General features: G+C 40.9%; 25 protein-coding genes and 1 riboswitch. Of the genes, 10 read left to right on the forward strand and 15 right to left on the reverse strand.

Annotated elements, in window-relative coordinates:
* Window position 1: 1 nt before the first annotated feature.
* Genes L3V77_RS22420 through pduA form a run of 15 tightly spaced genes read right to left on the reverse strand, consistent with a single transcriptional unit; the run spans window position 2 to window position 13,290 of the window.
* Window positions 2-1,399 (reverse strand): 4Fe-4S dicluster domain-containing protein, encoded by a 1,398-nt coding sequence (locus tag L3V77_RS22420; RefSeq protein ID WP_275137034.1) that lies wholly within the window; start codon window positions 1,397-1,399, stop codon window positions 2-4.
* Complete coding sequence (locus L3V77_RS22425; RefSeq protein ID WP_275137035.1) at window positions 1,396-2,511, reverse strand: 1-propanol dehydrogenase PduQ; 1,116 nt, start codon at window positions 2,509-2,511, stop codon at window positions 1,396-1,398. Before L3V77_RS22425 ends, L3V77_RS22420 begins: the two co-directional genes overlap by 4 nt.
* A gap of 27 nt (window positions 2,512-2,538) precedes the next feature.
* Window positions 2,539-3,939 carry an aldehyde dehydrogenase family protein gene (locus tag L3V77_RS22430; RefSeq protein ID WP_275137036.1) on the reverse strand — a complete coding sequence of 467 codons (1,401 nt, stop codon included), beginning with the start codon at window positions 3,937-3,939 and terminating at the stop codon, window positions 2,539-2,541.
* Between the two features lie 3 nt (window positions 3,940-3,942).
* Window positions 3,943-4,992 (reverse strand): cob(I)yrinic acid a,c-diamide adenosyltransferase, encoded by a 1,050-nt coding sequence (locus tag L3V77_RS22435; protein WP_275137037.1) that lies wholly within the window; start codon window positions 4,990-4,992, stop codon window positions 3,943-3,945.
* Between the two features lie 11 nt (window positions 4,993-5,003).
* Window positions 5,004-5,291 (reverse strand): EutN/CcmL family microcompartment protein, encoded by a 288-nt coding sequence (locus L3V77_RS22440; RefSeq protein ID WP_275137038.1) that lies wholly within the window; start codon window positions 5,289-5,291, stop codon window positions 5,004-5,006.
* 3 nt (window positions 5,292-5,294) lie between these two features.
* Window positions 5,295-5,801: a PduM family microcompartment protein gene (pduM, locus tag L3V77_RS22445; RefSeq protein WP_275137039.1), complete on the reverse strand. Its 507-nt coding sequence runs from the start codon at window positions 5,799-5,801 to the stop codon at window positions 5,295-5,297.
* Window positions 5,802-5,812: 11 nt separating this feature from the next.
* Window positions 5,813-6,457 carry a phosphate propanoyltransferase gene (locus L3V77_RS22450; protein ID WP_275137040.1) on the reverse strand — a complete coding sequence of 215 codons (645 nt, stop codon included), beginning with the start codon at window positions 6,455-6,457 and terminating at the stop codon, window positions 5,813-5,815.
* Entirely contained in the window at window positions 6,450-7,064 is a 615-nt protein-coding gene (locus L3V77_RS22455; RefSeq protein WP_275137041.1) for a BMC domain-containing protein, read from the reverse strand. The genes L3V77_RS22450 and L3V77_RS22455 overlap by 8 nt, the downstream gene beginning before the upstream one ends.
* Window positions 7,065-7,083: 19 nt before the next feature.
* A complete protein-coding gene (locus L3V77_RS22460) occupies window positions 7,084-7,446 on the reverse strand; it encodes a glycerol dehydratase reactivase beta/small subunit family protein (protein WP_275137042.1) in 363 nt (120 codons plus the stop codon).
* On the reverse strand, window positions 7,443-9,269 hold the full coding sequence (locus tag L3V77_RS22465) for a diol dehydratase reactivase subunit alpha (protein WP_275137043.1): 1,827 nt from the start codon (window positions 9,267-9,269) through the stop codon (window positions 7,443-7,445). The genes L3V77_RS22460 and L3V77_RS22465 overlap by 4 nt, the downstream gene beginning before the upstream one ends.
* A 39-nt stretch (window positions 9,270-9,308) precedes the next feature.
* The gene (pduE, locus tag L3V77_RS22470) at window positions 9,309-9,827 is read right to left on the reverse strand and encodes a propanediol dehydratase small subunit PduE (RefSeq protein WP_275137044.1); all 519 of its coding nucleotides are present in this window, start codon (window positions 9,825-9,827) and stop codon (window positions 9,309-9,311) included.
* A gap of 13 nt (window positions 9,828-9,840) precedes the next feature.
* Window positions 9,841-10,503, reverse strand: a complete 663-nt coding sequence (locus L3V77_RS22475) for a propanediol/glycerol family dehydratase medium subunit (protein ID WP_275137045.1) — start codon at window positions 10,501-10,503, stop codon at window positions 9,841-9,843.
* A gap of 11 nt (window positions 10,504-10,514) precedes the next feature.
* Window positions 10,515-12,179, reverse strand: coding sequence for a propanediol/glycerol family dehydratase large subunit (locus tag L3V77_RS22480; protein ID WP_275137046.1), 1,665 nt, complete (start codon window positions 12,177-12,179; stop codon window positions 10,515-10,517).
* A gap of 20 nt (window positions 12,180-12,199) precedes the next feature.
* Window positions 12,200-13,009 carry a propanediol utilization microcompartment protein PduB gene (gene pduB, locus L3V77_RS22485; protein ID WP_275137047.1) on the reverse strand — a complete coding sequence of 270 codons (810 nt, stop codon included), beginning with the start codon at window positions 13,007-13,009 and terminating at the stop codon, window positions 12,200-12,202.
* Window positions 13,009-13,290 carry a propanediol utilization microcompartment protein PduA gene (gene pduA, locus L3V77_RS22490; protein ID WP_275137048.1) on the reverse strand — a complete coding sequence of 94 codons (282 nt, stop codon included), beginning with the start codon at window positions 13,288-13,290 and terminating at the stop codon, window positions 13,009-13,011. Before pduA ends, pduB begins: the two co-directional genes overlap by 1 nt.
* A gap of 599 nt (window positions 13,291-13,889) precedes the next feature.
* Between pduA and L3V77_RS22495 the strand changes: the two genes are divergently transcribed.
* The 10 genes from L3V77_RS22495 to L3V77_RS22540 all read left to right on the forward strand — a co-directional run bounded on the left by L3V77_RS22495 (window position 13,890) and on the right by L3V77_RS22540 (window position 25,352).
* Entirely contained in the window at window positions 13,890-14,681 is a 792-nt protein-coding gene (locus L3V77_RS22495; protein WP_275137049.1) for an MIP/aquaporin family protein, read from the forward strand.
* 136 nt (window positions 14,682-14,817) lie between these two features.
* A complete protein-coding gene (locus L3V77_RS22500) occupies window positions 14,818-15,723 on the forward strand; it encodes a PocR ligand-binding domain-containing protein (RefSeq protein ID WP_275137050.1) in 906 nt (301 codons plus the stop codon).
* A 1,073-nt stretch (window positions 15,724-16,796) separates the two neighbouring features.
* Window positions 16,797-17,945, forward strand: coding sequence for a lactaldehyde reductase (fucO, locus tag L3V77_RS22505; protein WP_275137051.1), 1,149 nt, complete (start codon window positions 16,797-16,799; stop codon window positions 17,943-17,945).
* 60 nt (window positions 17,946-18,005) lie between these two features.
* Window positions 18,006-18,193, forward strand: a riboswitch (cobalamin riboswitch).
* A gap of 120 nt (window positions 18,194-18,313) precedes the next feature.
* The gene (locus tag L3V77_RS22510) at window positions 18,314-19,318 is read left to right on the forward strand and encodes a sirohydrochlorin cobaltochelatase (protein ID WP_275137052.1); all 1,005 of its coding nucleotides are present in this window, start codon (window positions 18,314-18,316) and stop codon (window positions 19,316-19,318) included.
* Between the two features lie 28 nt (window positions 19,319-19,346).
* A complete protein-coding gene (locus L3V77_RS22515) occupies window positions 19,347-20,255 on the forward strand; it encodes an ABC transporter ATP-binding protein (RefSeq protein WP_275137053.1) in 909 nt (302 codons plus the stop codon).
* Window positions 20,248-20,988, forward strand: a complete 741-nt coding sequence (locus tag L3V77_RS22520) for an ABC transporter permease (RefSeq protein ID WP_275137054.1) — start codon at window positions 20,248-20,250, stop codon at window positions 20,986-20,988. The genes L3V77_RS22515 and L3V77_RS22520 overlap by 8 nt, the downstream gene beginning before the upstream one ends.
* Window positions 20,985-21,935, forward strand: coding sequence for an iron ABC transporter permease (locus tag L3V77_RS22525; protein WP_275137055.1), 951 nt, complete (start codon window positions 20,985-20,987; stop codon window positions 21,933-21,935). The genes L3V77_RS22520 and L3V77_RS22525 overlap by 4 nt, the downstream gene beginning before the upstream one ends.
* Window positions 21,928-22,665: an ABC transporter ATP-binding protein gene (locus L3V77_RS22530; RefSeq protein ID WP_275137056.1), complete on the forward strand. Its 738-nt coding sequence runs from the start codon at window positions 21,928-21,930 to the stop codon at window positions 22,663-22,665. The genes L3V77_RS22525 and L3V77_RS22530 overlap by 8 nt, the downstream gene beginning before the upstream one ends.
* Window positions 22,616-23,392, forward strand: a complete 777-nt coding sequence (locus L3V77_RS22535) for an ABC transporter substrate-binding protein (RefSeq protein WP_275137057.1) — start codon at window positions 22,616-22,618, stop codon at window positions 23,390-23,392. Before L3V77_RS22530 ends, L3V77_RS22535 begins: the two co-directional genes overlap by 50 nt.
* Window positions 23,393-23,465: 73 nt before the next feature.
* The gene (locus L3V77_RS22540) at window positions 23,466-25,352 is read left to right on the forward strand and encodes a cobalt-precorrin-5B (C(1))-methyltransferase (RefSeq protein ID WP_275137058.1); all 1,887 of its coding nucleotides are present in this window, start codon (window positions 23,466-23,468) and stop codon (window positions 25,350-25,352) included.
* The last annotated feature ends 1 nt before the right edge of the window (window position 25,353 follow it).

The following is a 25,353-nucleotide window of genomic DNA, read 5'->3' on the forward strand; positions in this document are numbered from 1 at the left end:
TTTACTCCTTGGTGATCGTTATGTCAGTATTAGAAATATAATGCACTACGCCGCACAGGCTTGAATGGATAGAGACACCTAAAGCGTCTTCATCTGGCGTAGCAATACACTGCCCCACAAAGACTTTATCGCCTACAGACACGATTGGGTTAGAGGCTTTTCCTATATGTTGTTGTAATGGAATACAGACTTGCTCTGGGCTCCAATCAATGTCTTGCATTGGTGCGTTTTTGTTTAATGAGTCAAGGTCTAAGCGTGATATCAAGCGTTTAGTTGGAAGCATGCGGTAAGGCAACATAGGATCTACATCGCGCAGTTCGCCTGTATAATTCGCCCCTTGTTCTCTAAACTGTTTTTTCAGCATTTGGTTGATGCGCATTGGGGAAATTTCGACAGGACAAGCGTATGCTTCGCATATACCACATTCTGAACAGGTTAAAGCCGAGAGTAATACGGACGGTTTACTCACTTTTTCATAGCAAACAGCTTTAACAATTTCACTCGGAGAGAGCTCGTGGCCAATAAGGTGTCGGGGGCATAACTCTGTGCACATTTTGCATTGCTCGCACACGTTACGTGCCATATTTAATACAGATTCGATAGAACGTTTTTGGCGTTGTATCAGTATGTGGTCTTGCGGTAAAACGATCAGTCCACCGGTTGTTTTAGTCACTGGTTGGTCTAAATCTTCAATCACTTTACCCATCATCGGGCCGCCTAAAATATAAGCGGGATTTTGTATTGTTGCTCCTCCTGCAATTGCAAGAGCTTGCGCAAGCGTGATGCCAATTGGAGCGGTAAACGTAACTGGATTAGCCACTGCTCCATTAATGGTTAATGTACGCTTTGTCACTGGCTCACCTTGTTCAAAGGTATCAGCCAATTGCATTAATGTTTGTACATTATTTACCATTACACCAACACTTAGTGGCAAAGCCGCAGCAGCAACTTGTCGTCCTGTCGCTAACCAAATTGTAATGACTTCGTCACCTGCCGGGTAGATGTCTGGCAGGACATGAATGCGAATATTGCTTGGTAATAATGGAGTGAGAGCAGAAATCGCTGCTGAGTATTTTTCTTTAAGCGCAATCACGCCTTCTTTCGCGCCAGTGAGTGACATGCCATATTGCAAGCCACGAATGAGCTTGCTTGGGTAGCGATCCATCAGCTGTTGATCTACTTTGAGCAAAGGTTCACATTCAGCTGCATTCACTAGGAATATTTCTGCTTTAGATTGTAGTTTGACGTAAGTAGGGAAACCAGCACCTCCTGCTCCTACAATGCCAGCATCTCGAACAGCTTTAAGTAAATTGTCTTTACTCATTCTGTTTAGTGTCTCAGATACTATATCCTGATCTGCCGCTAATACCGCGGCTGATGATGAATGGGTAGTGGTCATAATATGGCCTCTAATATATGCTTTATGTCATTATCAGAAACCGCACACGGATTGGTAGTTAGAGTACTATCTGCATGTGTAGCGGCTATAATCAACGGTTGTTTTTCTAGAAAAACGCTGTCATTTACGCCTAGTTTTCTCAATGATGTTTGGATATTCAGCTTCGCCATCAATTTATTAATCTGAAAGATCAACTGATTAACAGCGGTTTCGTCGCTAGCAGATTTTGGGCAGAGTTGGCTGAATTTAGCCAGTCGTGCATATCGTTTTCTTGCTCTGATGTTTTTGGCATTATGACGTATGACATGAGGTAATAAGATAGCGTTAGCTAACCCATGAGGTATTTTAAATTGCCCCCCTAGTTGATGGGCAATAGCATGATTAAGACCCAACCCAGCTTGGCTAAACGCCATGCCTGCCATACTTGACGCATTATGCACTTTTGTTCTGGTTGGTATGCATTGCCCGTTTTCGTAAGCAGTAGGTAAATATTGGAAAATGTTGTATACCGCTTTCTCAGCTAAGGCGTCAGCAAAGTCGTTAGCATCAACTGAAACATACGCTTCAATTGCGTGGGTTAATACATCCAACCCAGTATTAGCGGTTATGTTGTCTGGTACAGTGACAACCAATTCTGGGTCCAAAATAGCGATGTCAGGAAAAATAGTTGGGTGGAATAGGGGATATTTAATCCCTTTTTCTTTGTCGCTAATGACCGTTGCAGATGTTACTTCTGAGCCAGTACCGCTGGTGGTTGGAATTGCAATGCAGCAGTCAAGTGGTAGATGCTGGCTTTGCTCCACAAAAAATCGGATTGCTTTGGCTGCATCAATAGCCGATCCTCCACCAAATCCTATAATGATGTCTGGTTGTACCCGTTGTAAATCGGCAATGCCTTTCACAATGGTAGCAATATCGGGATCAGGACTAATATCAGAAAAAAGGAATAGCTGATTATCATCTTCTAACATGGATTTCAGACGCGTATAAGCTGGACTTGAGGCTAAAAAGCCATCGCAAACAATCCATATTTTTCTTTGTTTGAAGCGCTTCAAATATGCAAGGCTACCTACGCCACTATACACTCGAGTTTTAACTGAAAATTTCTTCATGATCCCTCTATACTCACTTATTTTTTATTAGCGAATTGAAAATCCGTTTTGTAATACACAACGACGCGATCTCGCGAATGATTTTGCTGATGTTGTTCCTTCACCAGTCGGTGTCGCAATAGTGAATGTGGTAAAACTCTCACCACCGACACCGATGCCAGCATAGGAAGGTCCATTCTTAACAAAAATCGAAGTTTGCATCATCTGAGCTGCTTTATTTAAGCGAGATACGTTTTGTGAGTGCATTACTGCTGTGTGGTGTAGGCCGGCTTCAATGCGTAAAGAAAGTGTTAACCCTTCTTCAAAATTAGTGACACGAACAATAGGTAATACAGGCATAAGTTGTTCTTCAACAACGAAAATATCATCAGCATCCGTTTCTAAGATAATGAGCTTTGGTTCTTTATCTGGGCAGTGGATCCCTGCGGCTTCTAAGATAGTTCCTGGGCTTCTTCCTACAAGGTTTTTGTTTACTGTGCCATTGTCAAAGCAAGCATTACGTAGGCGCTCTATATCACTTGGATTAGATACAAGATAGGCGTCAAATGACTGCATTTGCTGAATGAGTTGATCGACAACAGAGTCGACAACAACAACCGCTTTTTCAGCGATACATGGCACATTATAATCGAGAGATGCACCAGCAATGATACTTCTAGCGGCATTCACAATTTCGGCGGTTTCATCAACGAGACAAGGGGGATTACCCGCGCCAGCGCCAATCACTTTTTTACCTGTTTTCATTGCTGCAGTAACAATAGCCGGGCCACCTGTAACCGCTAACAGTGCGATTGAAGGGTGAATCATCATCTCCTGAGTTGCTTTGAAGCTAGGCTCTTTCATAGTGACAATTAGGTTTCTAATACCACAGGCTCTAAAGGCAATGTCTTCCATTTTACTAATAAGCCACAAAGAGATGAGCTTTGCCCCAGGATGAGGTGAAAAGTAAACCGCATTGCCAGCTGCTAACATGCTAATACTGTTATTGATTATAGTTTCAGTTGGGTTGGTGCTTGGGGTGATAGATCCAATGACTCCATAAGGTGAATACTCATATAACACCATGCCATCGTCACCGGTTAATGCTTGGGTTGTGAGGTCTTCGATACCAGGGGTATTGTTTAATGCCGCCTGATTTTTTAAAATTTTGTCTTCTGTGTTGCCCATACCTGACTCAGCCACTGCGTCCGCTGCCAATTTTGGAATGACGGGGGCTAACTCTTTTCGAATCGCAGTAATAATGGCACTACGAGTTTTTAGTGGGCTTCTATGAAAACGCTGAAATGCTGCAGAAGCCGCCTGTATGGCACTATCTACACTTTCAAATAAAGCGTTTTCTATTGCAGTAGGTGATTCAACTGGTTCACTTTGCGCGAATTTCTCGGTTAAAATATTGCGAACAATGTTTTCTAATTCATTACTGTCCATTTTCTATTTTTCCTCTAAATCTAAGTTTTTGATGGCAGCGAGTGCAATCTCTACATCTTGCTTAACCGTGCCGCCACTGATGCCAATAGCACCGACGAGTTGCTGTTGTTGGTACAACGGAATACCGCCGCCAAAGGTGACAATTTTCCCATCGCACATGGTTTCTAGTTGGTAAAGGTCTGTACCGGGTTGTATCAAATCAGATAGTTGATGGGTGGCGCATTTTAGTGCTACCGATGTATAGGCTTTTTTAGGTGCTAAATCGGTACTCACCAATAATGCTTCTGGCATGCGATAAGTAATGATTAGATGTCCATTCGCATCGACAACAGAAATTACCACCGGTACTTTTCGTTCAATAGATGTGTCAACAGCTTGTTTTATCATTTGATGAACGAGCATGAAATTGAGGTTTTGAGGAGTTGGCATGATACTTCTCTCTTGGTAAATTTGGCTGTGTTGATTGTCGTGCTTAGGACCAGATTCCACCGCTTCACAATAGCTATGTACGATAGTTTTTATCATTTGTTCGTTTGAGTAAAAATCATCTTCTGCTCGTGCAAGTGCATAGAGAAAATCGGATAGCCGGTTTACATATTTAAGAACGATTGGGCGTATATTTGAATGTTGTGCGACTTCTACTAAACGTCTTTCCGCTCTTCTAGCGATTGTTCGGGCGCAGTGAAGTCGACTCCCTGCTTCTGAACTTCCTGGTAATACAAAGCTATTTACGGGAGGAAGCGCCGACATGCATTGGTCAATAGCGCGTTCCATCGATTCGATATCACAGGTTTCTATTAACCTTTGATTACTTTTAATGACGCTCTGGTCTGATGTTGCAACCTCAGCACCAAGATAAAAAAGCTGATGTTGAATTGATTCCAAGAGTTGAATATGACTCTTATTTTTGACCGCCTTAGTGGCGAGAGCAATATTAGAATTGAGTTCATCAATGGTTCCGTACGCATCAACCTGTAAATCAGATTTGTTCACTCTTGTTCCACCAACTAAAGAGGTCATACCTGCATCCCCTTTCTTTGTATAAATACTCACAGTCTGTCCCCTTAACCTTCTGACCGATAATTGACTGAATCGACAATACCGACGATGGCAAGATCAACCGCTTCACAGTTGTTATCTTGAATCAGTCGGGCAGAAGAACCTCTGGTGACAAACACGAGTTCACCTTCGCCTGCGCCAACGCAATCGGCTGCGATTTCGTCAGACCATTCAGGATTTGACGTTTGGGCATCGTCGCCATTTACTCGCCTCACAATTAATAACTTTTTACCGATGAGCGACGGCGATTTCTGAGTCGAAACAATAGAGCCTACAACTGTTGCTAATTGCATGATTTATCTCACTTTAATTAGGTAAATATTGTTTTGGATAAGGATATCCTTGGCCAATGGGGTAATAAGCGTTGTTTTTGGCGTAATCAACCATTTTCCAGTGAAAGTGATCACCTGTTGGTAACTCAACACAGGTGTTGTCTCTAACTTGATAGCGTTGCCAAGTTGATCACTTAATTGAATCGGTAATAAGGCTAAGCCATCAATGGGCAAAGACGGTAAAAGGTGCTCATGGATATTGAGTTTGAGATCAAGGCCATAAGAGAGTGCATCATAAACATGTTGAACAGCAGGACTAACATGGTCACTTTTACCATGACTAGCGAGTTGCTGAATAAACTGTATGTCTGGTAGAGTAATAAATAACGTGCTGTAATTTGAGTAAACAGATTTTGATATTCCATTTGTTAACGCATTTAGGTTTGTTTTATAAACAGCAGTTTGACGTTTAATGAGAGTGTTAATCACCGCGTTAACAATACTAGTAATGTCGATCTCTTGATTCGTCACTATTCCACCTTTTAGTTTTTTATCAACACAGCGAAAGCGGATTGATTACCTAAATCCGCAGCATTTGCCTCATCGGTATCGATGTGCATTTCCAGTTTCATCGCGGGATCAATACGAATCGCTACATCGTCGAAAATGGCCTTTCTGAGCGTGCCTTCAATGGATACTTTCACCGAGTCCCCATCTGAAACACCGTAAACCAATGCTTCTAACGGAGACATATGGATATGACGTAATGCGACAAGCGTACCTTGTTCTAATGCCACTTCTCCAAACTGACTGACTAAGCTAACGCCTGGTGTACCCGCTAATTTCCCTGATAAACGTAAGGGCGCTTTAACACCGATAGTACGAGCATCAGTTGCAGAAATTTCAACCTGGGTTTGACCACGTAAAGGCCCTAATATACGTACTCGTTCAATACATCCTTTTGGTCCACATACCGTGACTATTTCATCTGCTGCATATTGACCTGGTTGTAGAAGCATTTTCTTAACGGTCAGATCTCGACCGGGAAAAAGAGCTGAAAAATCGGCTTGGCAAAGGTGAATATGACGATTAGATACCCCCACAGGTATTGGTCGTTGACGCATCTCATCAAATAGATTTCTTACAATGTTCTCTACTTCGTTGTGGATTAACTCCTCCTCAACCATTGTATTTCCCTCCATTCACGCAGTTGCCGTGAGGTTCGCCTTTATGCCGAGGGCATTGCGGGTCCAGACATAGATTACATGTAGCTATTTGCGGCGACTTTTGTTCGATTTCAACTGAGTCTTCTTCTATTGGTTCAAACTCTATCTGCGTACTTGAACTTTCCGATTCTTGTACTGATGATTTTTCAGAATCCTCTTTTACCTCTTGAATTACTTCTACTTGTTCTGATATTTCTTCCACAACTGGTTCTACAGGGTCAGGCCTTTGGTCTTTGACTACTTGTGGTAGCTCTGTAGGGGCAATGGCCTTGCTTACCATATGTTCTTTTTTAGGGCTCGGTATGAAAGTGTCCAGTAGTTTTAGGTCAGGACGAGGTAAGACTTTTTCAGAGACAAGGCCGCCATTTTTGTTCGCTAAAGACGCACCAGAAGATATAGCGGCTTGAACGGCAGCAACATCACCTGTGATTTTTATTACCATCCAACCGTCACCGTTGGTCTTTTCGATGTCTATAATATTGATTGCAGCGCACTTTGCCATGGCATCAGCGGTATTAATCGCCAAGGCCAATCCTTTAACTTCTAACAAACCGAGAGAGATTTTCACCTTCTGTACTCCTTGTTGATTATTCATTGATTTTGAACGGTATACCTTTGACTAAACGAGCGGCGTTACAACCGATGTTTCTAAGCTGAAACGGATTAGTAACATCGTGGTACGCCTTTCTAAATAAAGGTTGTTGTTTGGATAAGTTCTTATAATGTACGACTATCTCTTCATTGGTCGATGCGATACCAACCGCTAGAGCCGATTGATGCGCCGCTTCGTAAGCTTGTTCTTCAATTGAATAGTCAGCTTTTCCTTTTTTAATTTGATAAGGAATGCCTTCTTCTTCCATACCAAACAATACTTGACTCCAATGAGATTCGAGTTCTCCATTTTGAGTCATGATTAATATAGTTGGCTTATGCTCAGTGAAGTTTCTCACGAGATCTCTCCTTGTGCATGAGACAGTATTAATCCCGTTGCTACTGCGTTACGTGGTCCTTCTTGTCCACGAATATTTCCTTGACCTGCAACAAGGTTGTAATGTGCTAAGGCGTCAGTAACTAATTGAGGGACCTCAAAATCAAGTGATGAACCACCGACGAGAACGACGAACGGAATATCACGAATATTTCCTGTTGGACTAACTGATTTAAGTGCTCTTAGTGAATTTGTCACGAATACACGAGACTTGGCGCTACGCCGAATATTGCGAATTTTTTCTAAAGTTAGGTCTGCATCTAATGGAACTAGGCTTTCGTCTTTAACCACAACAACTCTGGCAAACACGTCTGAGGATAGAGGTTTGTCAAAAAATTGGACGCTATTGTCTTCGTGACGAATGTGAAATAAGCTCTCTACTTTAGCCAATGGGTATCGTTTAATATCCTCTGCAAGGTAGCGGTCAGATAAACCGAGCTCAGCAGCAATAACCATGGTTACCATCTCACCAGCCCCGGCAAGGTGAGTGGCAACAATGTCGTTTTTACCATTGATGATAGAGGCGTCGGTAGAACCAGCACCTAAATCTAGAATCGCCATTGGTTTTGCAGTACCAGGTGTAGTTAGCGCGCCTAGTATAGCGGCTTCCGCTTCTGCACCACCTATTTGTACTTCAATATTAAGAGTGTGATGAATTTCTTCTGCTATACGTGCCATCTGTAAGTGGTCAGACTTGACCATCGATGCTACTCCTATAGCATGTTCGAGAGCAAATTCACCCGCTAATCCACCTTGAACGTCGACAGGCACTAAAGTGTCTACGGCTAATAAATCCTGGATAAACACTTCATCACATGGTTTATTTGTTAATTCAGCCATAGTTTGGCGAACATTTTCAATCATTCCACCAATGTTGGTTCCTAATTCACCTATTACATTGCTTAAGTGGCTCAAAGAAGATACCGCGTCCATAACCGCTTGGCTGCCTTTTGCTATATCGACTTCTATTGACTGGTTTTTGCAAAATAGTGACAATTTGCCTGCTGGAATTACTCGGGCTTTGACGTCACCTTCTGGTGTTTTAACTACGACGGCAGACCGAGTCCCGATTAATGCTCTGGCAATGGGTACAATACTTTTTGTTTCCTCTGGGGTGAGAGTGAACAAAGTAGCAATACCATATGGATTAGATAAGGTATTAATAACTTTTCCTTGAGATGCCACCTCTATCGCGGCTTGCATACCAAGAGGAATTTTATGGACAAAAGCAACCTCATCAACAATTGGGATGATTTTGTCTAGGCGATTATTAACCAATACGCCATCATCTCTCTGTAAGATAGCGCCGGTTACATCGTAGCCCAAAGTCGATGCTTGATTAATCATCGAAGCGATATCGGCAAAATCGACATCTTTAGTAACGACGACTATATAAGAATTTGATTTATCTAAGGTTAGCAAGTCATCAAATGTAGTAGTGATGCCAACGCCAACACCAAGACCACCAGGAGTCTTGGGATTGTGACCGATCATGGTTGACTCGGTAATGATTGTCTCTGTAATCATCTCCATTGCAACGTCACCGATCACTGGCGTAGCTTCATTAATGCGGATAAGGTCAAGATCTTTAAGCGTGATTCCTGACTTAGCAACCAAAAGGTCTAAAGCCTTGTATATCCCGACTAAGTTCTGTTTGGTTCCTTTTATCCCAGTTGTGTTTGTAATAGCGCTAGCGATAAATTGCTGCTCACCATCAAATTTTGACTGGGCTAAGGCGACTTCGGTAGAGGAGTTACCAATATCAACACCAACAATGTAGGTCATAATCTTATCCATATAGTTTGAAAATAAAAAACGTAAAGCTTAGTTATCGCCTTTAAGTTTTTTCCTTTCTTGGTACAACTGAGCTGCTTCCCTTACGAACCCAGCACATATTGTCGCTTTATATTTACTCTCTAATTCTTGAGCAATATCGAGCAGTTCTTGTTTGCTAGATCGGAATGGACGTAACGCGTTGTAGATATCAAGTACTTGATCATCTGGTACCGCGGTCATTTCAGCAGCACGCTCAAAGTTAAGAGCTAAAAGGTCTCGACCAGCATCTCGTGCAATATCAGCCTGAGTTCTTAAAATCTCAGGAGTGATACGCATGTCTTGATTGGTCACGCTACCGTTTAAAACGTTTTCTAACGTAATGTCTTTTGCTGTTTTACCTGTAGGTGTTTTTACCCATTCAGGATGCTTACTTGCCAACGGGTAGTCGCTGACTTTCGCTTTAGAAGTTCGTGTTGGAGCCGAGCTAGTAGTCGACGCAGAGCCTTGTGGACCATTCATCTTCTCCAGCACATCACGAACCATCGATTCAATCGTTTCTGAATTCATCTTATTTTCCTTATTAAATGGCAACCGCTAGCTCAACTGCGTTTTTACCCGTTACAACGTGCTTAGTTTCCTTGATATGCAATACAGCCGATTTAGCTTGGTATTTAGGTCTTGCCATCTGGTCGTTAAGTGTTGGAACGGGTTGCGGTGTTTCACCTTTCGCATATTTAGCCGAGTTTTTACCTATCAGACGGTAAGTATCAAGGGTAAGTAATGGCGCTTGAGGGAATAACTCTAGGTTGGACAAAGGGGGCAATCCTTTCTGATGGATAACCGTAGTGCCTTTAGATTGGATCCCAATGCATATACCAGAGCCACAAAGGTGCTCACCTTCAACCGCAACAAATGCAACATCAGATGACTTAAAACAACGAACAATTCTGGCGCTAAGGCCTTCTTCTTCGATGCCTGCAATCAATTCTCTGATAATGTGTTTATGCGGAACTCCGACAATACTTTCAGTCTGTGATAGACCAAATGCTGGCCCAACTGCAATTACAACTTCGTCGCGTTTGGTGCTAATTTTTGCTTCACCAATTTCTTGCAGAAATCCAGCGCTTGATGAACTGTCGCTTGACGGTTTAGTAAACGAAACCGCTTGAGATTCTTGCTTAACTTGCATACTACTGATTACATCTTCAATGATTGTCCGTAGCAATTTTTCGTTGATTTCCATAATCAATCTCCTTAGCCCAATTCTTGTGGATCTAACGCATTTGGAATGTTTTTGATTTGTTCCCAGCGTTTGCCTTCAAGTCGATAACCTGTTGCTGGCCCTGCATAGTCGTTCAGGTGATTTACTGCAGAAACGACTTCGTTATCTCCAAGAATAATGGCTGAAGTATGTAGGTAGTCCCCGGCAATTTTTGCTTTCTGAATATCAAGCATGTTTTGAGCAACATCTTCAAAACCACCTTTATACAAGGCTGTTACTACTTCCAATCCATTTCTTTCTAGGTCGATAATTTCTTGTGCGGCTTTGAGATCTTCAACGATGTTACGGTCAGGCATATCTCTTGAACCGTGAGCATAAGTCGCTGCCGTTACTTCTTCGTCTGTGATTTCAGGAAGTCCCATACCAGCAAATATTGCTTGCATAGCACGCGCTGCTTTATTTCGAATAGCCACAACGTCTTCTTCTACAACAGGATTAAGTCCACCGTCGACGCGTAAGTCACGCTGTAGAACGTTGTAATCATCAAAATCTTCAGCATCTTCATTTGAGCCGGCAAACATGTTGTCATAGTTTGGTACTGCAGAATAACCAGATGAAATGAAGTCTGTACCCGGCAAGAACTGCATCAACATGCGCGCGGTACGTCTCATGTCAGAGTGTGTAAATGTTTGGTCATTACTCGATGCACACTCTAAATCAAGTGAAGAACAAATCAGGTTTTCAGCTAACACGGCACGGATACCAGAAGGTACTGCGGAAGGGACACCAATACAGCTAACGGAACCGTTTTGTAGACCTTGAACGCCTGCTGCTTTAGTGATAAAAATGCATCGAGCTTCCAAATAAAGCATCGATTTTCCTTCGGCATAGCCCATTTGTACTTCGGAGCCACTACCAGAAGTGAAGCGCATTTTAAGACCACGAGAAGCATACGCAGAGGCAAGGAAACCTTTAGACCAAGGCGTATCATCGCCATCAGTGAATACCGGCTCTGTACCGTAAACAGAAATTGTTTCTGCATAACAAGTGTGGCCAAGCATACCGAGTTTGAGCTCAGTGGCTTCTTCTAAAGCACATTGCGTTAATACTCCAGGACGACCTACTTGTGAGCCGACCAATAACGCAATGGCGTTAAATGGAGCGTAACGTGCAACCGCTACAGTCGTTTCTTGTTCATCAAATCCACGCAATGCACCTTCTGCTGCGTCTGCAGCGATTTGCACTGGATTATCTTTGATGTTGGTGACGTGAGCTTGTTGAGAAGGTGATTTTCTCGCTCTCATCTTTTGCATTGACATCATCATTTCTACAACATTCATTTGTGACATTACGTCCACAATTTTTGCTGGAGTCATTGAAGTAGTCAGTGGCACAATGTCTTTGCGTGGAACATTAGGATCACACAACATGTTGGCTAGTTTGACAGAATCCATCGCCATTACTTTTTCAGCGTTGTCTAAGTTAATTCCGTAACGCGCTATAAAATGGTCGATTAAGTCAAACTCAGCTTTGGGTTTGTTATCTAGTTCAATGACTTCGCCATTGACAATTTTGATGGAAGGTATCGGATCGTTAGGGCTATCCATAGCGATAAACCCTTCTTCAACCCACTCTTTCACAAAGCCGTCCTGATTAACTGGACGCTTTGCCAATGCTTCAAATCTTTTTGATTTCATGGATCAACCTCTGTGTAGCATTAGATATAAGAAGGACGAGTGTTGGTTGGCTCGTCACCCATTGCAGATAGCAGGGTTTTTCCAACTTCACGTGCTGAAATGACGGCTTGACGTACAGCGCCAGAATCGCCAGAAATAACTAAGATAGCTTCATTACTAAAGCTAGTTCCGTTAGCGGGTGTACTATAGGCAACTGTTTCTACATTGGCGGCTTTAACAGCCGTGTCAGCCATCAATACACCAACAGCTGCAGGTGCACCAACAATGACGCCACATGCTTTACCTAGTGGTGTCCCGAACGCTTTTTCTAGTGCGTAACTTGCTCTAGCGCTGTATTGAAGTTCAATATGACCAGCATCGTTAGCGTATACATCACCAAAAGTACGGTCCAATTCCTTTAGCGCGACCTCAACTGCTCGTCTTACATCAGAAACATCATCGCCACCAAAGACGATAAGAGAGCCGTGGCCAGCTCCGCCTTTAGTATCACGTGGAAGTTCAATAGTGATGACTTCGGTATTGGTACTCTTAACCGCTTCATCTGCTGCCATGATGTGAGGGCCTGCACCAACGCGCGCCCCCATAATGCCGATAGAGCGATATTTCTTCTCTAACTTCATTGCGTTTAATACTTCTGTATCAACATTGGCAATAACCAGTCCGATAGTGTCACCGATTGCTGTACCAACAAATTCTGTTAAACCACAGGCTTTCTGTGTCATTTTCTTTCCGCCTTGTTCAATATTTTTTTGATCCGGAGTTTGATTTCCTTGATCATTAACTTTTGCCATAACCTGGGTCATGACTTCGTCGACCAGGTTGCTGTCCATTATTTAGTTCCTTTTGGAAGGATTTTTTCTACGTCAGTGTGAGGGCGAGGAATAACATGTGTAGCAACTATTTCGCCCACGTTTGCACCAGCAGCAGCGCCTGCGTCTGTTGCTGCTTTAACCGCACCTACGTCTCCACGGACAATAACTGTAACTAGACCAGAGCCAATTTTTTCGTAACCAACTAAATCAACATTTGCTGACTTAACCATCGTATCAGCGGCTTCAATTGCAGCTGTTAGCCCTTTCGTTTCGATCATACCTAATGCTTCTTGTTGCATAATAACCTCTACTATTATTTAATGAATCTTAGTGTGTAAAATATTAATTAATGCTTTGAAAACGGAATCAAATCTATACCGAATTATTGGTAAAAAATTGTCTATTGATTGTTTTAATTAGATTGTTTAGTGGTTTGTAGATGAGAAAAAATTGTCATTTATCATTGTCAAGGTATATGTGACGTACTTGTCATGGTAGATCGTAAGTGCTAATAAATAGTGCTATGGGATGGTTTAATTTCGAGATGTATATTAAGTTATGGCAAATAATATGACTTGCGTTGCAATTTTTAAAAATACAAAAGACAATTTATTACCATATAGCGAACTTAACTTAAGTTATTGTGTATAAAGAATAAATAATTCATTTCAGCGTAATTTAAAACATTTATGTCATATAATAAATCGATCGTATGTCGACATATTAATCAATTGATGACAATTATTTACCATAGAATTAAATATTTTGACGTTAACATGGGTCTAGAAAAATAAAGTGACATGTTTTTAGTATTTATATTTAATCAGGATTTATGAAAGTAATAAAAAATCGTGATTGATATACGATAAATTGATGAAAAAAAGGTTAAGGAATAACTATGAAAGATTCATTGAGAGGGCAGTGTATTGCGGAGTTCTTCGCTACTGGGCTGTTCTTATTTTTTGGCGCATCATGTCTGGCTGCCCTTAAGTTGGCAGGTGCACAATTTGGGTTATGGGAAATTTGTATCGTTTGGGGGATGGGCATTTCGTTAGCGGTTTATTTAGCGGCTGGTATTTCTGGAGCGCACCTAAATCCTGCGGTAACAATTGGTTTGTGGCTTTTTGGGAACTTTGAAAGACGTAGGGTGTTGCCTTATATAGCATCACAAACTGCAGGCGCATTTTTTGGTGTTGCTGTTTGTTATTTTCTCTATGCCGACTTGTTTGTGTTGTATGAGCAAACTAATAATATGGTCCGTGGAAGTGAAGACAGTTTGTACTTAGCGAGCATTTTTTCTACCTATCCTCAAGTTGCTATACCACTGTGGCGTGCAGCACTTGTTGAGGTTGTAATTACTGCTACTTTAATGGGTCTTATCTTTGCTCTGACTGATGATGGTAACGGCGTGCCTAAAGGAGCATTAGCACCATTACTTATTGGTTTATTAGTTGCCGTAATCGGCGCGGCAACTGGGCCTCTTACTGGTTTTGCAATGAACCCTGCAAGAGATTTTGGACCAAAAGTTTTTGCTTTTGTTGCAGGATGGGGTGAAATGAGTTTCACTGGCGGTAGAGATATTCCCTACTTTATTATTCCGATTGTTGCACCAATTATTGGGGCAATAATCGGTGGTGCAGGTTATCGTTATTTAATTACCAAAAACTTAGCAATACAAGACGTGAAATAGCGGAAAATATCGCTTTAGTTATATTATTGGTTAAAGGAATGGTTGTGTTGTTTGTTATCGCAGATAATTCATCCATTTCTTGTAAGCAGACGGTTTGCATGCTTAGTTAGGAGTTGTCCTACAATCGAGGGTGATAATGAAAACAAAATCAGACAATCTTTTGGAGTCGCAAGGTATTAATAAAATACTACATGACTTTGCTAGCTCAACAGGATTAGCAGTAGTTTTAGTTGATATAGAAGGGCGAGAGGTCTCAGAAAGTATCAATTTTACTGATTTTTGCATGCGAATGCGACAGCATCCAGAGCTGTACTCTCGCTGTAAAAATAGCGATAGATGCGGAGGCTTAGAAGCATCAAAAGAGTGTAAACCGTGTGTTTATCGGTGTCATGCAGGATTAATCGATTTTTCGATCCCGCTAGAAATCAATGGACATCTCGTCGGCTTTGTTCTTTGTGGTCAAGCTCGGGTAAAAAATGCTGTCGGTCTCGATGATATTCAACCAGTCGATAAAAAGTGGATGCAGAACGCAGATTTAGCTGAAGATTATGAAAAGATCAAAGTGGTCGATTATGCAAAATTGTTTTCAGCTGCCGATTTGCTTAAAACATTGGTAGATGATTCAATTAAAAAACATATGGATTTTGTCGTTATTAATGATAAATATGATATCAAAAGTCTTTTCCATAGTAGAGAAAGTGCACATTCGTATGATGGAAAAATAAAAAAATCCGTTAAATATATTGAAGCGCATTATTTCGAAGATATTAGACTAGAAGACGTTGCAGACCATGTTTTTTTAAGTACACATTATTTTAGCAAATTGTTTAAAAAGGAAATTGGTATTGGATTCAATTCTTATGTAAAACAGCAGCGACTTCAGGGTGCGAAAAAAATGTTGCAATATAGCGACTGGTCTATTTCTAGAATTGCTCATAACTTAGGTTATTCATGCTCTAGTTATTTTTGTAAGGTATTTAGAAATTCATATGGAATGACACCTCAAGACTTTAGGAATTCCATATTAGATGAGGATAGTTAATTTATATCCTAGTGTAATAATGATGATTTTAATTTCATGTATTGAGTGGTGTTAATTTCTTACATGATATTTATCATAATCAATTCATTTTCCTTGAAAATAAACCATTTGATAGTGATTCATATTTAATGAAGAACATATTTTTGGTATGGAAGAAAAAATATGAATATTTTTTCTCGGATGCTCAGGGAATGGCAGGTGTTACTTTTATCTCTATCCATTTTTACACGCCTATCTATTCCCCGTTCTATTTCGAATAATAAAAATAACATAATTGAATCATATAAATACTGCGGCGTCGCTGGATTGTTCATTGGTGCTTCAGCCGCATTTTCATACATATTGTTTATCAGCTATTTATGTGAATATTATGCAATTTTTTCCTCTTTGGTGGTGAGTTTTATTGGGTCTCGTTTTTATCAAGGGAATGGCTTTTTGCTTAAAAATAGTTTAATAAATCCCATCGGAAACCTGAAACTAAGAATGAAGATAAAAAAACAATCTGTGATATTTCTGACACTAGTAATGCTTTTTTTGATCAAATATATAGTTTTGTTGAGGATAGAAAACGTACCGTATGCGTTAATACTAAGTCATTTTTTAAGTTACTCCATGGTTTTTAGCATGATCTATAAATTCAGTTATTCCGAACAAACAAAAGAATGGATTAGAGTAAGCATAAATAGTGAACGACAAGATGATATGATTATATTGATGTTTATTGTCTTAGCAGTATCGTGTTTTGTTTCAGATTCTAAACTGTCTCTTCTGTTGTTGTTGGTGTCCTTTTTAGTCAGTAGAGTATTATTTTTTTTAATGGATAAGCGCATGTTTTTTAGAGTGCCTTATGCCATTAATATCGTTCAGTTTATTACAGAAATACTATGTTATATTACTTTTTATGTAGTGACTAGTAACTGATTTTGGATGGTAAATTGTTGTCTACTTATGAGAGAAAATTGTCGTTCTAATAATAATTTTAATTACAGCTCAGAATTTAAATTAGCAAAATATTATTATCATTTCATACTGAAATTAATTTTAATATTATACTAAAATCACAGGGGAATAATATGTCTTTCGCATTGAATTTACCAAAGCTGAGTTTTGCTGGAGTGGGAGCTATTGAAGATGCGGTTGCTGTTTTAAACCAACAACCGATTAAAAAAGTATTCATCGTTACCGATAAAAATCTAATTAAGTTGGGTTTATTAGATAAGTTAACTCAAGAATTAACGTCCTTTTCTATTGAATACGTTATTTATGACGAAGTAACACCAAATCCGACGGTTACCTTGGTACGTAATGGGCTAAAGAAATACCAAGCTGAAGGGTGTGATTGTTTTATTGCCGTCGGTGGTGGTAGCCCAGTAGATTGTGCTAAAGCCATTCGAGTTGTTGCCTCCAATGAGGGCGATATTTGTAAATTTAATGGTGTAGGTAAAGTGACTAACCCTGGTGCCTTTTTTATCGCCATTAATACAACCGCGGGTACTGCAGCTGAGATGACGTCAAACTCAGTTATTACTGATGAAGAAAACAAAGTCAAAATGGTGATCATTGACGGAAAACAGATCCCTGATATTGCCGTCAATGATCCAACTCTAATGACGGGGCTTCCTGCGAGTGTTACCGCTGCAACAGGTATGGATGCTTTAACTCATGCAATTGAAGCCTATGTAACACCAGGTGCTCATACCCTGACTAAACCAACAGCTCTAGAAGCTATTAGGCTCATTACTAAATGGTTGCCAGCCGCTGTTGATAACGGCAGCGATATCGAAGCGCGTGATAACTTAGCTTGCGCGCAATTTCTTGCAGGGATGGCTTTTAACAGTGCAGGTCTAGGACTGGTTCATTCAATGGCCCATCAGCCTGGTGCGACACATAACTTACCTCACGGTGTTTGTAACGCAATTTTATTACCAGTTGTTAGTAAATTTAACGCCGAAACGGGTCCTGAGCCTTTCCGCGCTGTTGCTGAAGCAATGAGCGGTAACACCTTTGACCTCAACGATAAACAAGCCGCTGACTTAGCTATTGATCTGATTTGTAAGTTATCGGTACGCGTTAAAATCCCTAGCGGATTTGCTGAATTAGGTGTGACGGAAAGCGATTTTGAAGGCTGGATAGATAAAGCGATGCAAGATCCTTGTCTACCTGGAAACCCAAGACAACCAAGCCCTGAAGAAATTATGGCGTTATACAAACAAGCACTTTAGCTGTTTTGCGCCCATAAGGGTGGACGCGAACGGATTTGATGAATTTATATAAAAATCAGTATCTTATATATTCCAATAGGTAAGAGTTAATTTATTTACTCTTTAAAAGGGAACCAAGTAGAAGCTTGGGCTGTACCCGCAACTGTAATTGGCGAGCTAATAGCAATTAACCACTGGAGAAATCTGGGAAGGCGCTATGTAGCATAGACCCATAAGCCAGGATACCTGTCTATCGGAATACAACAGCATGCGAGCGGGTGTCTCGATATTTATTAGTTATTGCTAAAATAATTAATGTCCCTCCCCTCTCTATCGCCAATTATTTAGTTTTTTCGATTTCACAATCGAAAAATAGATGGAAATAGAAAATGAAATTCTCAAATTGTTTAATAGAAATAGTCGCTAAACCTACGATTTTGTTATTTCTTACGGTACTACTGTGTTTTTCTTCTACGGTATCCAGTGCTGACTCTGAACCACAAAAATCTGCCATTGTTTTAGCCGCGTTTGGTACAACCTATGACAGTGCTGTTGGCTCATTAATAGCCATAAAACAGACAGTCGAAGAAGCCTATCCCAATACGCTTGTTAAGTTCGCTTTTACTTCTAATATTATTCGTAAAAAATGGCATTCCCGTAAAAATGATGCTCAATATCGAGAGCGGCACTCTGAAATTTCTGAAGATTTGTATGATGTAAAAAACGTGCTTGGTACGCTAGCGGATCTGCAGAACGAAGGTTATAAAGATATCGTTGTACAAACGACTCTTTTGTCTCACGGTGAGGAATATATCGATCTTCAAAATTATGTGGGTGCACTTGCTTCTATAGAAACATTAAAAAAGAAGTGGCGTCCGTTCAGCAACATTGCACTGGGTCGTCCTCTGATGGGGACATGGGGAAACAAGTATGAATATCGTCTTGATCTGGAGATGCTTGCTAAAGCATTGCGAGAAGATATCAATCTAGCGAAGCAAAACGGTACCGCGCTCGTCTACATGGGACACGGCAATGACCATCTTTCTACGGGGCTTTACTATGAACTGAGTCAGTTACTTAACGACATGTACCCAGAAGTGAAAAGTTATGTTGGCGTAGTAGAAGGGCACCCCGACTTTGATTTTATTTTGAAAAAAATAAAGCAAGACGGTGTCGATAGTGTGACATTAAAACCTTTGATGGTAGTGGCAGGTGACCATGCAACTAATGATATGGCGGGAGATGAAAGTGATTCTTGGAAGGTCATGCTTTCGAACGCCAACATTAAGGTTACTGCCGTCTTTGAAGGGTTAGGCAGCAAAAAAGCAATTCAAACCATCTACCTTAATCATTTAAAGGATGCTGCAAACGATGCTGGCATCTCTTTGAATTAATGGTTGAGAAACAGAAATGGTGGCTGAGGTGCACATACTAACTCCTGATGATTTTGAACTTGAAAGCGATGTACGTGATAACAAGGTTCTTATCGACGTAAAATCACTTACTCGACGGTTTGAAAAAAGCACTGCGGTAGACGATGTTAATTTTTCTATCCGTCGAGGTGAGATATGCGCTTTTCTTGGCCCCAATGGCGCTGGAAAAACGACCATCATTAAGATGCTAACTGGGTTAATCGCCCCAACTTCAGGGCAAATTTCGTATCAGGGTGAGAAATACGATCCCAGTCAGATAAGTTTAAAGAAAATGATTGGTGTTGTGCCTCAGCACAACAATCTTGATAAAGAACTTAGTCTAGCTGAAAACCTCTATGTACATGGCTTGTTATATAAAATGAAAGGCAAGCAGTTGAATCAAGCGATTGTAGATAGCTTAGCATTTGCTGGTTTAACTGAGCACAAAGACAAACCTGCGGGCAAACTGTCCGGTGGTATGAAAAGAAAGTTAGTCATTGTAAGAGCGTTAATGCACAACCCGAAGATCCTGTTTTTAGATGAACCAACCGTTGGTCTCGATCCGTTGGCTAGACGGAAAATGCTGTCCTTTCTTACCAAAATTAACCGCGAGCGCGCATGTACTATCTTTTTGACCACTCACTATATTGAAGAAGCTGAAAAATTGTCAAACAGAGTGATTTTTATCGACCAAGGCAAAATTGTCGTAGAGGGTACTTCCCAAGGGCTTAAGAAACATATTGGCCGCTTCGTTCTGGATATTGAAAAAGAAGAATTAGAACAAGAGTTTTTCGCTGACCGAGAAGAGGCTCAGGCTCGGTTAATGAAGCTTGGCAATATACCCGTCAGTATAAGAGAAACCACATTAGAAGATGTCTTTGTTCATATCACTGGTACAAGGTTGAATAACTATGTTTAGCGGCGTCATTGGCGTTTATTATCGAGAAATAATGATTCTCAGAAAAAAAATTGTCCGTGTTTTATTGGCGTCGGCAGTTCCTCCTTTTTTATATTTGATGGCATTTGGTTATGGTGTAGGGAAAGAAACCGTGGTGGATGGTGTTGATTACCTCACTTTCTTGCTACCAGGTTTACTGGCCATGTCGAGTATGAACTACAGCTATAATATTGCTTCTGAAATCAATATTAGTCGCTTTTATTTAAAGATATTTGAAGAGTATTTATTGGCGCCTTGTCAGCGTTGGCAAATTATTGTGGGAGAAGTGCTTTATGGCATGACCAAAGGATTGATTCCAGTATTCATGGTCTCTATTTATTGTGTGGTATCTGGCATCGACTTAACGTTTTCAATGTTGTTTATGTTGAGTCTATTTTTGCACCTTATGGCTTTTGCACTTATCGGGTTAATTGTAGCGCTCAAGATGAAAAACCATCGAGATCAAGCCTCAATGAACGCCTTTATTATTACTCCAATGATGTTTCTCTCTGGGACGTTCTTCCCCGTGGAACAAATGCCAATGATTATTCAAATACTAGCTGCATTTTCACCGCTAACTTATAGCGCAGAACTTATTCGTTCCTCAATGCTATCGTCGAGTGCGTTTAGTTTTACCTCTTTGATTATTCTACTTTTTCTTAATATCGGATTGTGGTTTATCGCGAATCATATTGTGAAGAGGGTAGAAGCATGAAGCTGTGGCTATTCGCCATATTTATTCTAACAAGCTTTGTTTCTATGCTTGTGGGACCTCATTGGATTAATCCTTTCAACATGTCGATAATCGAAAGCGATATATTGACGGAGCTCAGAATGCCACGGGTTCTTTTTTCCGCCATTATCGGTGCAATGTTAGGACTAAGCGGTAGTGTGTATCAATTGACGCTTAAAAACCCATTAGCCGATAGTTTTACTACTGGCGCAGCTTCTTCATCAGCACTAGGTGCAGTATTAGCCATCGCGTTAGGTGTGCCAGTGCAGTTCATTTCAGTATTTGCTTTTGCGACTGGAATTACCGGGTTATTGATGGTCTACCGTATGTCTTTAACTGCTGGTCGAATCAATCCGATTACCATGATTTTAGCGGGTGTTGTGATGAATATCATTGCGTCCGCGATAATTAGCTTCTCTAAGTATTATTTTGAAGACTCATTGAACTCCATTGTTTATTGGTTAATGGGCGGCATCTTCATGGTGAGCTGGGAAAGAGTAGCAACCTGTGTTGCGTTATTTGGGCTGGTGTTCACTTATTTACATAGAAATGCCATGAAATTAAACGTCCTCGCCTTAGATGAGCACTCAGCGCAGAGCTTAGGTATTAACGTAAACCAACTTAGAACAGTGGTGTTTGTACTGTCCACATTGTTGGTTTCTGTTGCGGTGAGCTTCTCTGGCATCATTGGTTTTGTTGGGCTTATTGTTCCTCATATTTCACGAAGCTTGTTTGGCAGCGATATGAAAAACAATATGTTTTATTCCAGTCTATTTGGTGCCTTCTTACTGATGTCCTCAGACACCTTATCAAGAGTGATTATTCCGGGCGGAGCAGAGTTACCAGTGGGTATCTTAACAGCGGTATTCGGTGGCGTTTTCTTCTTCTATCTTTTAAAACGACGTAGAGATCATTTCTGGAATGGCTGATATTCAAATTAAAAACCTTAGTTATCAACGAGCGGAATTCGCACTCAATATTGATTCTCTAAATATTCGTTCGGGAGAAAAGGTGGCGTTGATGGGGGAAAATGGTTGTGGCAAAAGTACTTTGATTAACTTGATGGCCGGATTAAACGAGGCGAATACGGAATCCATCTTTTATCAAAATGAACGGCTGGAAAAAATTAGCCATTCTAAGCGAGCAGGTTTGTTTTCGGTGTTGCCACAGTTTTCCGATATATCCTTCCCCTTTAGTGTTTTCGAGGTGGTGTTGTTAGGTCGATTCGCGAAGCTGACCGGTGTGGATTTTAATCAGGTTGATAGAGAAAACAGTTTGAACTTAATGAAGTTGTTGGACCTAGATCATTATGCTCAGCGCAGCTTTTCCGATTTGTCTGGTGGCGAAAAGCGTCGGGTAATGATTGCAAGGGTTCTCAATCAAGAAGCTCCGATTATTTATTTGGACGAGCCGAACTCCAGTTTAGATATTCGGCATACTTTGCAGATTTTTGAGCACTTGACGCAGCTTTCCCACACCGTGATTTCGTCAGTGCACGACGTGAATTTAGCCTATCGATATTTCGATCGATTTCTTTTTTTTAAAAACGGTAATCTGATTTTCGATGTCACTCGAGACGAAGTGACCAGCCCATTACTTGAGGAGGTATATGATGTTTCGGTTTCTATTGATACTCATAGCTTTAGTTTCTGTCCCTAGCTCTTACGGATACGACAAGATAGTACTGCTGGCTCCAGCCGCTGGCGATATCCTCATTAAACTTGATGCTCGGAATAAAGTTGTGGGTATTACTCGTAGTAATGAAGATTTTCCTCAGGCGATGAAAATTGGTTCTCATATTAAGCCAAATATAGAGTTGATTAAGGGTTTAGCCCCCGACCTTATAGTGATTAGTTCTAATCGGTTTTTCTCAGATCACCTTGCTGAAAAAGTGGGGGCAGATGTTATTAGATATGACCCATCAAACCTTGAAGGCATCCTTACCGGGATAGAACGATTTGGTGTTTTACTTGAAAGGGAATCACAAGCAGAACAACTCATTCAAAAATTGACACAGATAAGCGACCAATTACAACCAGTAACCGAAGTACCAAGTGTGGTTTACGAAATTACCGAAAGTCCTTACATCATTGCAGGTCGTGGCAACATTATAAATGACATTATTAGGGTAGCGGGCGGAAAGCTTGTCGCACCGGCTGATCGTAAATTGTTGAAATTCAACATAGAAAGCGTGTTGATAGAAGACCCTGATTATTACCTTTATCAGGTTGGGCCTATGAACAAAAATCCAACGCCACCGTCAGATAGACCCAATTTTACCATGTTGAACAGTCGCGTGGTGCAGGTGAATCAACTGGAGTTTTCGAGAGCAAACACCAAAACATTTACGTTGGCGTTAGAACTTAATCAGTTATTTCGCCAGTAGCAGTGAACGGACAATCTGAGAATATGGCAAGTTTAAACAAACACTAATTACATAGAGAAAAGAGAGTAAAAGCGTGGGCAAGTTAAAACAATCTAAAAGCAGAAATGATTTACGTGGGGGGTATACAACGGGAGCTTGTGCTGCCGCTGCTGCACGAGCTGCTGTCAAGATGTTGCTTTGTCCGAAGCGGTTTGCGGACATTGAGATAATACTACCTAATAAAGAGGTGGTTAATTTTGCACTATCACGGTTAGAAGCGACAAATTACTCAGAAGAAAGATACGTAGAAGGGATAAATTCGGTAACTGCAGGGGTCATTAAGGATGCAGGAGATGACCCCGATTGTACTCATGGTATAGAAATTCAATGTACAGCTAAGTGGTCAACTCAGATTGGTGTTGAATTGAACGGTGGAAAAGGTGTTGCACAAGTAACACTTCCAGGACTGGAATTGGCAGTGGGTGAACCTGCCATTAACCCTGTTCCTAAAAATAACATATTGGCTATGGTTGCACTAGAAATGGCACAACATGATAAGGGGGCCAGTTGCAGTGGTGGTATTGAACTGACTATTTCCGTACCAAGAGGAGAAGAGGTTGCGAAAGATACCATTAGCGAACGACTGGGTCTCATTGGTGGCATTTCTATATTGGGCACTAGAGGTACAGTTAGGCCGTATTCAACGTCAGCGTTTGCTGCTTCGATTAGGCAGTCGATACAAATTGCTAGCGCTAATAACGCTAATCACGTGGTTCTTACAACAGGCAGTCGTTCTGAAAAATTCGCGATGCAACTGTTTCCTGATTTAGACAGCATCGCATTTATTCAAGCTGGTGATTTTATGGGCATCGGCTTGCGTGCCTCTAAACGTTACCACATAAAAAAAGTATCCATGACCGTGATGATTGGCAAACTAGGAAAACTATTGTCCGGCAAAATGATGACCCATGTCTCTGGGCACAAAATTGACTTTGAACACTTAAGCCAGCTCGCGATTCAGGAAAGGTTAAGTGACTCTTTATGCGACGCTATTCGTCATGCTAATACAGGGCGACATGTGCTTGATTTGGTGCGTGACAACAACGCTGAAAAATATTTGTCTCGTCTTTGCCAAGAAGCCGGTAAGCACGCCAAAAGTTACGTTTCCAACCAAAATATTTATAAAAGTAACATTTCAAAAAATCATTGTGATGATGCATTAGACATTGACGTTTTTCTCGTCGATTTCGATGGTCGTTTATTGGCTAAATACGATAGCAAGAATGAAATAATAACTGACTCTGAGGGTCAAAAAGGTGAAATAACTATGGACAAAATGCAACAGATGACCCGTCAAGGGCAAGCTATCGAAAACGGCTCATTTGGCATTATTGATAGCGAGATAAAGCAGTTTCATCGTGAACATCATTTTGACGACCTTGAATGGCCAGTGGTTAGGCGGGCCATTCATACTACGGGTGATTTCGAGTTTGCAAACTTGTTCCGCTTTAGTGATGGTGCCGTCATTAGAGGCATTGAAGCTATTAAAAATGGTTGTCCAATTATCAGTGATGTAACAATGATAACCAGTGGCCTCAGCGCACAAAGATTATCGGTTTATAACAACGAAGCCTACTGCTTCATTAGCGATCCCGACGTGATAACCGCTGCCAAAGAATGGGGTGATACACGCGCTATATGGGCGATGAGAAAAGCTCGAGATATGGGTATTCTCAACGGGGCTATTATTGGAGTGGGTAATGCCCCTACAGCGTTGTTTGAAATATTGAGAATGGTTGAAGCAGGAGAGATTAAACCAGCTCTAATCATTGGGATTCCTGTTGGATTTGTCAAAGCACTAGAGTCGAAAGATGCATTAATCGAACAAAACAAGGTTCCATATATTGCCAGTATTGGCCGAAAAGGTGGTAGCCCAATTGTTGTATCTACCATCCATGCTCTTTTGTATCAGGCGGGTTAGA

It is taken from the genome of Vibrio sp. DW001 (assembly GCF_029016285.1).
Taxonomy (GTDB): domain Bacteria; phylum Pseudomonadota; class Gammaproteobacteria; order Enterobacterales; family Vibrionaceae; genus Vibrio.